Source organism: Komagataeibacter kakiaceti JCM 25156, assembly GCF_000613305.1.
This window is the reverse complement of sequence record NZ_BAIO01000059.1, coordinates 1-9,603: the sequence shown is the minus strand read 5'-3', so window position 1 is coordinate 9,603 and position 9,603 is coordinate 1. Positions and strand designations below refer to the sequence as shown.

9 protein-coding genes are annotated in these 9,603 nt (G+C 56.9%); 4 read left to right on the top strand and 5 right to left on the bottom strand.

The genetic code is table 11. The features are described from left to right. Window positions 1-71 precede the first annotated feature (71 nt). The 3 genes from JCM25156_RS21915 to JCM25156_RS05815 are packed head-to-tail and all read left to right on the top strand — an operon-like array spanning window position 72 to window position 3,956. Entirely contained in the window at window positions 72-1,319 is a 1,248-nt protein-coding gene (locus tag JCM25156_RS21915) for a capsular polysaccharide export protein, LipB/KpsS family (RefSeq protein WP_051577482.1), read from the top strand. A gap of 6 nt (window positions 1,320-1,325) precedes the next feature. Continuing rightward, complete coding sequence (locus JCM25156_RS05820) at window positions 1,326-2,687, top strand: capsule biosynthesis protein (protein WP_025812444.1); 1,362 nt, start codon at window positions 1,326-1,328, stop codon at window positions 2,685-2,687. Between the two features lie 39 nt (window positions 2,688-2,726). After that, entirely contained in the window at window positions 2,727-3,956 is a 1,230-nt protein-coding gene (locus JCM25156_RS05815) for a glycosyltransferase family 4 protein (protein ID WP_051577483.1), read from the top strand. 130 nt (window positions 3,957-4,086) lie between these two features. Here the strand turns inward: JCM25156_RS05815 and JCM25156_RS30845 are convergent, their stop codons facing one another. The 4 genes from JCM25156_RS30845 to JCM25156_RS05800 form a co-directional block, all read right to left on the bottom strand. Next, window positions 4,087-4,824, bottom strand: a complete 738-nt coding sequence (locus JCM25156_RS30845) for an SLBB domain-containing protein (RefSeq protein ID WP_242402503.1) — start codon at window positions 4,822-4,824, stop codon at window positions 4,087-4,089. Beyond that, window positions 4,812-5,261 (bottom strand): hypothetical protein, encoded by a 450-nt coding sequence (locus JCM25156_RS30840; protein WP_242402502.1) that lies wholly within the window; start codon window positions 5,259-5,261, stop codon window positions 4,812-4,814. Before JCM25156_RS30840 ends, JCM25156_RS30845 begins: the two co-directional genes overlap by 13 nt. A 391-nt stretch (window positions 5,262-5,652) precedes the next feature. Next, window positions 5,653-6,306: an ABC transporter ATP-binding protein gene (locus JCM25156_RS05805; protein WP_025812442.1), complete on the bottom strand. Its 654-nt coding sequence runs from the start codon at window positions 6,304-6,306 to the stop codon at window positions 5,653-5,655. 225 nt (window positions 6,307-6,531) lie between these two features. Continuing rightward, the gene (locus JCM25156_RS05800; protein WP_206777857.1) at window positions 6,532-8,115 is read right to left on the bottom strand and encodes a hypothetical protein; all 1,584 of its coding nucleotides are present in this window, start codon (window positions 8,113-8,115) and stop codon (window positions 6,532-6,534) included. Window positions 8,116-8,173: 58 nt separating this feature from the next. Between JCM25156_RS05800 and JCM25156_RS05795 the strand changes: the two genes are divergently transcribed. Next, complete coding sequence (locus JCM25156_RS05795; RefSeq protein ID WP_025812440.1) at window positions 8,174-8,539, top strand: hypothetical protein; 366 nt, start codon at window positions 8,174-8,176, stop codon at window positions 8,537-8,539. A 257-nt stretch (window positions 8,540-8,796) separates the two neighbouring features. Here JCM25156_RS05795 and JCM25156_RS21905 read toward each other — a convergent pair. Next, on the bottom strand, window positions 8,797-9,603 hold an 807-nt coding region (locus JCM25156_RS21905; protein WP_034958526.1), incomplete at its 5' end, for a vitamin B12 dependent-methionine synthase activation domain-containing protein.

The window sequence follows — 9,603 nt, the reverse complement described above, 5'->3', positions numbered from 1 at the left end:
CTGGCTGATCTGGGGGCGCTGCGGGGGCTTGCGGTGCTGCGCCATGATGGGTCGGACCGCCCCCCCCAGCCATGGACCGGGCTGATGCCTGCCACGGGCTGGTTGCGGGTACGCATTACATCAACCCCTACACGGGCAGGGCCATGGGGTGTCGCGACGCCATTGCGGTGCTTGCCCTGTGGCGGCGGACCATCCTGTCAAACCGGCGGATTGCCGCCTGTGCCGGCATGTCGTTGTGGAAACGCCGCCGTATTGCGGAACTGTTTGCAACCGCGCCGGGGTCTCCCCCGTTTATCCGTCGTCCGGCGGCCCTTCGGCGGTTGGCGTCACGTAGGGGCGGCGCCCATGCACGCGGGGTGGCCGTATGGGCAACACGCATGCCACGGGATCTTGAGCGGATGGCATGCCAGGCGGGACTTGAGATCTGGCGTGTGGAAGATGGATTCATCCGTTCCGTGGGCCTGGGCAGCGGGTTGCAGGTGCCATGCTCGATCTTTCTTGACCGCAGGGGCATCTATTACGATCCCTCCCGCCCCAGCGACCTGGAACATATTCTGGCGACCCATCCCTTTGACGCGGAACTGCGCGGGCGTGCGCGGGCCTTGATCGAGCGCATTGTCGCCGGTGGCATTTCCAAATACGGCGTCGATACGGGCGGGCAGGACACCATGGACCTGCCGGGCCGCGCGCCGGGCCAGCGTGTCATTCTGGTGCCCGGCCAGGTCAGTGACGACATGTCCGTCCGTCTGGGTGGGGGGCGCATCGCCACCAATCTCGATCTGCTGCGTGCGGTGCGGTCCCAAAATATCGACGCATTCATTCTCTATCGTCCTCATCCTGATGTTGACGCGGGTCACCGCGCCGGGGCGCTGGATGAGGCGGAAGTGAGGGAATACGTGGATCAGATCAGCCGGGGTGGGGCCATTTCCACCCTCCTGTCGCGGGTGGATGAAGTCCATACCCTGACATCCCTGACCGGGTTCGAGGCGCTGCTGCGTGGCCTGCGCGTCGTGACCTATGGCGCGCCATTTTACGCCGGGTGGGGGCTGACCACGGATCTCGGCCCGGTTCCGCGCGCACGGCGGCATCGCAACCTGACGGTGGAGGAACTTGTGGCGGGCACGCTCCTCCTCTATCCGTCCTATATTGATCCTGTTACCCGATTACCATGTGAACCTGAAATGCTGATTGACAGAATTCAAGATACACGGTTATGGCGGCCCACTTTTTTAATGAAGGTTCGCGAGTTGCAGGGACGTGCGAAATGCTGGCTTGGCCGCGCGGGCACGCGTGGCGTCAAAGATGTGAAGAAAGGTTAGACCCTGATGCACGATCCTCGCACCAGGAAGGAAACCGCGAGCAGGCGGTTTCTCCTGCTTCAGGGCCTTATGGGACCATTCTTCCGCCGGGTTGGCATGGGCCTGCGCAAGGCGGGATACGAAGTTTACAAGATCAATTTCAATGGTGGCGACCAGCTTTTCTGGCGTCTGCCAAACGGGATTGATTACACGGGCGATGGTGAGCACTGGCCCGTCTTCCTGGCCGATGTGATCGAACGGTACAATATTACCGATGTCATGCTGTTTGGGGATTGCCGCCCCATGCACCGCGCGGCGATCGCGCTGTGCGGCCACCGGCACATTCCCGTGCATGTATTTGAGGAAGGCTACATCCGCCCGGACTGGGTGACGCTGGAAATCGGGGGCGTCAACGGCCATTCGACACTGCCCCGCGACCCGGAATGGTACCGCGAGGAAGCCGCCCGCCTGCCGCCCATGCCCGAACACCGGCCGGTTCCCTCCTCCTTCCGGCGCAGGGCGCTGGAAGCGGTGGCCTATAACGCGGCCGATATCCTGAGTCGCTGGTATTTCCGTAAATGGAAGGACTACCGCCCCTGGCATCCGTGGGCGGAAGGAATTGGCTGGTTGAAGCGCCTGCGCAACCGCAAGACGGCGGAAATCCGGACACAGAACATCATGGAGACGATTGCCGATAGCGGTCGCCCCTACATGATTTTCCCGCTGCAACTGGATGCGGATGCGCAGGTGCGCCTGCATTCCGGCTTCGCGGGGATGGAACCGGCCATCCGGTATGTCATCCAGTCCTTCGCCGCCCATGCGCCAGCCGAAACCGTGCTGCTGATCAAGGAGCACCCGCTGGATAACGGGCTGCGGGACTGGCGCAGCCTGATCGCGGACATTGCGCGCGAAAACGGGGTGGAGCAGCGCGTCTATTATATCGAAACGGGTGATATTGCCCTGCTGGTGCAGAAGGCGCGGGGTGTCGTCACCATCAACAGCACCACGGGCACGCTGGCGCTGGCGTCCGGCATACCGGTGCTGACGCTGGGGGAAGCGGTCTATAATATTCCCCAGATTACCGATCAGGTCGATCTGGACACCTTCTGGGTCAGGCCGACACCGCCCGACAGGGCGACATACGACGCCTTCCGCCGTGTCCTGATCGACCGCTGCCTGATTGCCGGGGGCTTCTTTTCCGAAGAGGGACAGAACCAGCTGGTGGCGGGGGTTCTCAAGCGCCTGAGCAAGGTCACGGTTCCGGAACGGATCATTCCGGCGGTGGCGCCGCCGCCGGAGAAGGGGCTGTCACTGCCAACCGTGCGTGTGCCGACAAAACCGGCCTCTTATATTGTGCAATCAAGCGTTGTTACGCACGATAAGGTCTGAAATATCGTGTCTTCAAGTTCTCCATCAGTGCCTGTGTTCATGGATATTTCACGCCTGCTTTCACGGGCGGGCAACCCGGTGCCCACGGGTATTGACCGTGTGGAAATGGAATATGTCCTCTACCTGCTGGATCATGCGGCGGAGCGCACGATATTTGTCGCGATGCATCCGTTCGGGCACATCGGCGTGCTGGAGCATGACGAGGTCATCACGTTTATCGAACAGACCGCGGCCCTGTGGGATGGAAAGGAGGCATTCCCCCACAAGGCGACCTGGAACGCCAGACGGCTGGTATTCGCCCGCACCCTGATGTCGCGCCGCACGCTACCATCGGGGGGCATCTATCTGCTGCTGTCGCATCATCACCTGAGCCGCCCGGACGCCATTGCCCGGTTCATCCGTCGCCACGGGGCGGTTTTCGTGCCTATGATCCATGACCTGATCCCGCTGGAATTTCCGGAATACGCGCGGCCAGCCGAACCGGCGCGGCATCTGCGTCGCATCGCCACGGTCACCGCGCTGGCGGATGGCGTGATCGTGCCCTCGAAAGTGGTGGCGGACTCCCTTGCGCCGTTCATCGCCCGTTCGGGACGTGACATACCGGTTACGGTCATTCCCCATGGCCTGCACCTGCATGCGTTGCAGGCGGCCGCCGCCACCGCGCCCGTGCCGAAGCAGGATGGTCGCCCCTATTTTGTATCACTGGGCACCATAGAGCCGCGCAAGAACCATCTTCTGCTGCTGAATGTCTGGCGTGACCTCGTGCATGAAATGGGCGATGCCGCGCCGCAGCTCATACTGGTGGGGCGGCGGGGCTGGGAAAATGAAAATGTTCTCGACATGCTCGATCGCTGCCCCGCGTTGCGCGGGCATGTTTTTGAACATAACGACCTGTCGGATCTTCAGGTCGTGACGCTGTTGCAGCACGCGCAGGGACTGCTTTTCCCCTCCTTCGCGGAGGGGTTCGGCCTGCCTCTGGCTGAGGCCCTTGGTCTCGGCGTGCCGTGCATATGTAGTGATCTGGCTGTTTTCCGGGAAATCGCGGGTAACGCCGTAACCTATCTGAACCCTCTGGATGGTCCGGGGTGGCGGTCCGCCATACTGGCGCATATGCCGCAGGCGCGACCGCACAGGCTGGATCAGGCCGAGATCGCGGCCCTGGGCTTTGCGGACTGGCCCAGTCAGGCGGCGAAGGGCATTGATTTCTCTGAGTCCATCGCGCCCGACACCAGCGGGCATAACAGGTGGAAGCTGCGATCTATTTCGTAAAAGAAATAAGTGCGATAAGGTAATTATTATCCGCCCCGAGCCGGGGCGGGTCTGGAACCGCCTGGCAGCTTTTGGGAAAAAGCTTCGCCAGAGATTTTCCTGTGATTGCTGGTCTGTTTCAAACAGGCTCTTATCTGGCCATGTAAGCCGCGGTGATGCCGGGGCTGACGATCGTGCTCAGAAGGTTGAAGAACTTGTTGAAGTTATTTATTTTTGCGTTGGCAATGTAGATCAGGTCATTGTTTCGCATCGGAAAGTCCTGCGCCAGAAAATAGTTCGCAGGGTTCATCATGTCCAACTGATAGACGACAGGTACGGAAGCCTGTCCCGCATCCGTCGGGATATTCAGTTTCTGGGCGATGTTCCGTTCTTCAAACCGGAACAGATAGACGGCGTTCGGGTCGGCACGGCTGTCCGCCGGTCCGCCCACACGGGCCAGACCTTCCGCAAGGCTCAGGTCGGGTGTGGAAAAGGGCACTTCCGTTACTTTGTCACTTGCCCCGAATATGGTGAAGTTACGCGGCATGTACAGAAGCTGCACCCTGTCCCCCGATTGCAGGAGGATGTTCTGTTCGGGCGTGTCCTCAACAATCTTCAGGGGCGCCTGTACAATCCTGCCATCACGGTTCAACTGTACCAGGGTATCCTCGGCCGGATGGGTCGCGCCACCCGATAGCGCGACGACATCCAGAACCCTTTCCTTGTTGGGGGTCAGGGGCACACGGCCCGAATGCCCGATCTCCCCATAGATCATGACGGAATTGGTCAGATCGTTCGTGGTGCGGACAACGACCTGCGGCGCGCGGGAAATTTTCTTCATGCCCGCGCGGATGCGGTCCGCGATCTGGGTGGTTGTCAGGCCAGCCACATGGACCTGACCGATATAGGCAGCACGATATTCCCGGCGGCATTGACCTCCACCGTGGGCAGGGCCGCAACCGTGGCGCCTGATGTCGGCGCCCCGCCGATTCCGGTCGATGTGGTCAGATCCAGTGACGAATTGGCGCTTTGTGAATCACTGTTGCCGTTAAAAAGACCGTTCCCCATTTCATAGATGGAGATCTGCAGGTCATCTCCGGGGCCGATCCGGTCATTCTGGCTGGGTGATGACGGGCTTGATTCCAGCGATGCCAGTGTGGGCGGTTGTTCCTGATGCAGGATGGTGACCAGTTCGGGCGTTACCGGAATAATGCGGAAACCCACGGTATTCTTTTTGGGGTTTTTCTGCTGTTCGGTAATCTGTGACTGCACCGGGCCGCTGCTGGGCAGCGTGTTGCACCCCGCCTGCAGAACAATCAGCGGCAACCCCAGAAGCATTGCCCACCGCCCCGCATGGCCGCGCGCACGGGCCGGGGAGAGGGGGGCTGGATCTTTTCCCTGCCCGGATGTGACAACAGTTTTCCCGCGACTGGAAGGAACACGGCAAAACATCGACAGGGCAGGGATCTGGACTGACATTCTGGAAAAATGGTTTCTTCTGGCTGTTGCAGGGGTCATGTTGCAGGCAGGCTATCCAGATGGATAAATCCCCGTCAGGTTTACTATGCGCGGCCCGAACGATCAACTGGAACCGGCCCAGGAATGACAGATAAACCCAAGACATAATTGGGCCACATAAGGGTGCGTTACATCCCGGCGCTGTTTTTATTTTTCAAACAGGATCAGAAAAAATCCGTGTTCAGGTCTTTTCAGGGAACTATTTGTACAGACTCTGTGAGGCGGTGATCGCCTTTTCCACCGAATCATAAAATGTCAGGTGGCCATCACGTAGAATGGCGCCCGTATCACAGTAATCACGCAGCGTATTGGGGTCATGCGAAACCATGATGAGACTGCCGTGCTGGCGGCGTTCAAGCAGGGCTTCGCGGCATTGCGTCCGAAAGGACTGATCGCCCACGGCCGTGACCTCATCCACCAGATAACAGTCGAACTTGATGGCCAGCGAAACCGCAAAGGCCAGACGTGACGCCATACCTGAGGAATATGTCTTTATCGGGACATGGAAATAATGGCCCAGACGGGCGAAATTGTTGACATATTCAAGCATTTCATCAATGGGGCGACCGTAGATGCGCGCGATGAACCGCGTGTTGTCCGCCCCGGTCAGGCTACCCTGAAACGCGCCACCAAACCCCAGCGGCCACGAGACGGACATTTCCCGCGTGATCGTGCCACTGGTCGGATATTCAATGCCGGCGATCATGCGGGTCAGGGTGGATTTCCCCGCGCCATTCACGCCCACCACGCCAATCGCCTGGCCCCGTTCGATTGTAAAGGACTGATGATCCAGCACGCATTTGCTGACCCCACGGGCATGATAGACCTTGGTGACATTATCAAATCTGATCATGCGGCTATTCTACGATTTTCACGCCAGCTTGACGATAGGAAATTATGCGGGCGATCGTGGCGGAAACGGGGCGGATTTTTCACCCTGCAAATCCTGAAGGCGTTTCTGGTGAAGCTTTTTCAAAAAGGTTTCGGAAGACGCCGCCTTTTTGAAAAAAGGCGGCGCCCAAAAACTTTTATTGTTTTTCAGGGAGTGCCTGTACCATTGGATGATCAAATCCCATAATTACTTTTTGGGAACAAAAAATTCCATTTCATCGTTCCCTTTATAAAAATCATCGTCAATATTAACTTTGAAGCTGGAACTGTAATATTCAGGCAGGTTTTTCATAAGGGCGTTCCGTTCCCTGTTTATCTGTGCGCTGTTTTTGGTAGGATATTCAATAATATCAAATTCGCGATTTCTGATCATTTTATCGAATATGTTTTCCTTGCCGCCATTCTCAACGTATTGCCCAAGATTGAACATATCAACGGTATAGGGCTTATGTGCCCAGTAACATACTGAAAGCATACGACATGCGGCCAGTCCCGGTACTGACTGCACGCGGTATATGATATTATTCCAGTAGTCTTCTTCCTTATGTATCTGCCTGATGTCATGTATGTAGGATGGCGTATGTGTCGTTATTTTTATAATGGGCTGGCTTAAGGATACAAGTACAAGCCATATCATGCTCGGATTGCGATAGCCCTGCCATGTCTGTGGAAAGGCGGATACGCCAACACCGATCGCAATGGATAATGCAATAAGGGTGTCGATCAGGGCATTACGGGAAACGCCAGCGCCGGTTTTTTCAAATATGCCTAATACAAGGCAGGTCAGGACAAAAAAGCACAGGAAATTTCTTGTTTTTTTGTTCTTTATTTCTATCAGGCAGGGAAGTGAGGCGATGATTATATATATGATGTCTGAAAATATATCCTTCAGTGAGGATGCGTATCTGAATGACATGGTGCGGGGGTGGTGTATGACATCAATAAACACATTGGCGCCAAACACCATGTAGAGCAGCATGAGCGACAGGGACAGGAACGCCAGTCCGCTCATGCTCCAGTAATAAAACATTTTTCTGTTCTGAATGAAGAGCCAGATGGTCACGCATAGTGGAATGGCCAGCTCATTATGCTTCACAAGGCCGCCAATGACCGTCAGGAATGAGGCCGCTATCACGGGGAGCATTGATTTGGTCTGGCTGTCAAGCGCAAGCAATACGATGGAACAGCCGGACAGGATAAAGGAAATACTCAGCCATTGCGGATCATTTGTAATGAACCACCACTGGAAAAATTCCGCTGTATAGAGATACGTAATGAAAAAGGATATGGCGGCGCCAAAGCGTGAGCCGCCAAGTGACCGCGTGCAGAAATAACATGCCATGCACGAGATCAGTATGGATATGAAGCTGACTATCCGCCCGGCGGCAATAACATCATGTATGAGATATTTGCTTACGACGCCAACTACATAAAACGAAAGTGGCGGGTAGTTGTTGAAAATCAGACCGTTATCAGGGTTTGGATATAACGGACCGAGACGGGGGTCCATTGCCCGGTCTATCTGATAGGCATTCCATCCCTCGTTCTGGGCTATGGGAATGTGAGAGAAAATTTCACATAGGGGGAAGGAAGAAATAATTATCGAGCATATGAACAGAGTAAAAATGATAAATAATTTAAATTTTCTTTCTCCTGCCAATGTATTCTGTATCATTTTCTTCCCCTTTGTAATCGCGTATGTTTTTATTAAATCTGCAATCTGTTGCAATGGAATGTTCAGGATTTTTCGGAACCGTATTCCATGGTTCATGCTTCTATGAAAATCATTCCGGAGCGCATCTGCCCAGGGAATTCCTGTTCGCCCTGACATGAAACTGGTGGTTCTGTCTGGTATTGCGGATATATTCTTCCATAAGCGCAGCATTCAGCATCTGTATGCCGCCAGTAACGGATGCCATGATGTAAGAGTATTTCCCGGCATTTTATTTGTCAGCACTGCAATCATATCCGGAATGCAATCGCTGCGGAAAGCACCCGAAGTGACGGACCTGAGTGGCGTTGCCACTATGGAAACAACGCCATCCAGCCCCGGTGCGGGCAGGGGATATGCGGAAATCCCTGCGGACTGTTCCCGATATTCCGGCACCGTATTCCGGTTCCCGCCCACACTCATGCCGTTCAGGCTACTTCCGGATTTCAACAGGCGAACAGGAAAAACCTCGGAACTGGTGTGACACGATGCGGAAATAGCCAGGTACGGATTCATACGGCATATCTATACGGTCAGGATGATCGGAGCCCAATCAAACAATAACGTCGGAAAATGGTCAGGCCGGTTCTGAACCCGATTACATATGGTTTCATATATGCGCCGTGCATGATGTGAAAAGGCGCATCGGTGCGGCACGAACACATCACGCGGCAGCGGGGGCGGAACATGTCGAAGGCAGGGGCGTCCTGCCTTCCGTCAGGATGCCCCGCCCGATGCCGCTCAGATCGAGAAATACTTGGCCTGCGGGTTGAAAACGACCAGCGCCGAGGTGGACTGCTCGGGGTGAAGCTGGAACCCGTCGGTCAGGGAAACGCCGATTTTCTCCGCATCCAGCAGTTTCAGGATCGGTTCCTGTTCCTCCAGCCGGGGGCAGGCGGGATAGCCGAACGAATAGCGCGACCCGCGATAGCCCTGCTGGAGCAGCCTGGCCATGTCACGGTCATCCTCGGCGGCAAAGCCCATTTCGGCGCGGATGCGCTTGTGGGTGTATTCCGCCATGGCTTCCGCCATCTCGACCGAAAGCCCGTGCAGGTAGAGATAGTCCTGATAACGGTCTGCCTCGAACCACTCGCGCGCCTTGTCGGATGCTTCCTGCCCGACGGTCACCACTTGCAGCCCGATCACATCGCGCCGGGCGTCGTCAATATCGCGCACGAAATCGGCTATGCAGGCCCCATCCTCACGCGGCTGGCGGGGCAGGGTGAAGCGGGCGACTTCGTTCGTGCCGCCCTCGTCAAACAGCACGAGGTCATTGCCCTCGCCCGCAGCCTTCCAGTAGCCGTAGCTGGCGCGGGGGTGCAGGATGTCATACTCCGTGCACAGCGCCAGCATGCGGCGCAGGACCGGGCGCAGTTCCTGACGCGCCCAGACCATGAAGTCGTCCAGCGAGCGGCCCTGCTTACGGAAGCCCCACTGGAACTGGTACAGCGAGCGTTCGTTCAGGAACGGCAGCACCGCCTCCGGTGTCGCTTCCAGCATCCGCGCCCCCCAGAAGGGCGGGGTCAGCACGGGTTCACCGGCCGTCAG

Coding starts and splice junctions, on each gene's coding strand:
- JCM25156_RS21915 (WP_051577482.1), top strand. CDS start 72: ATGGACCGGGCTGATGCCTGCCACGGGCTGGTTGCGGGTACGCATTAC.
- JCM25156_RS05820 (WP_025812444.1), top strand. CDS start 1,326: ATGCACGATCCTCGCACCAGGAAGGAAACCGCGAGCAGGCGGTTTCTC.
- JCM25156_RS05815 (WP_051577483.1), top strand. CDS start 2,727: ATGGATATTTCACGCCTGCTTTCACGGGCGGGCAACCCGGTGCCCACG.
- JCM25156_RS05805 (WP_025812442.1), bottom strand. CDS start 6,306: ATGATCAGATTTGATAATGTCACCAAGGTCTATCATGCCCGTGGGGTC.
- JCM25156_RS05800 (WP_206777857.1), bottom strand. CDS start 8,115: ATGAACCATGGAATACGGTTCCGAAAAATCCTGAACATTCCATTGCAA.
- JCM25156_RS05795 (WP_025812440.1), top strand. CDS start 8,174: ATGAAACTGGTGGTTCTGTCTGGTATTGCGGATATATTCTTCCATAAG.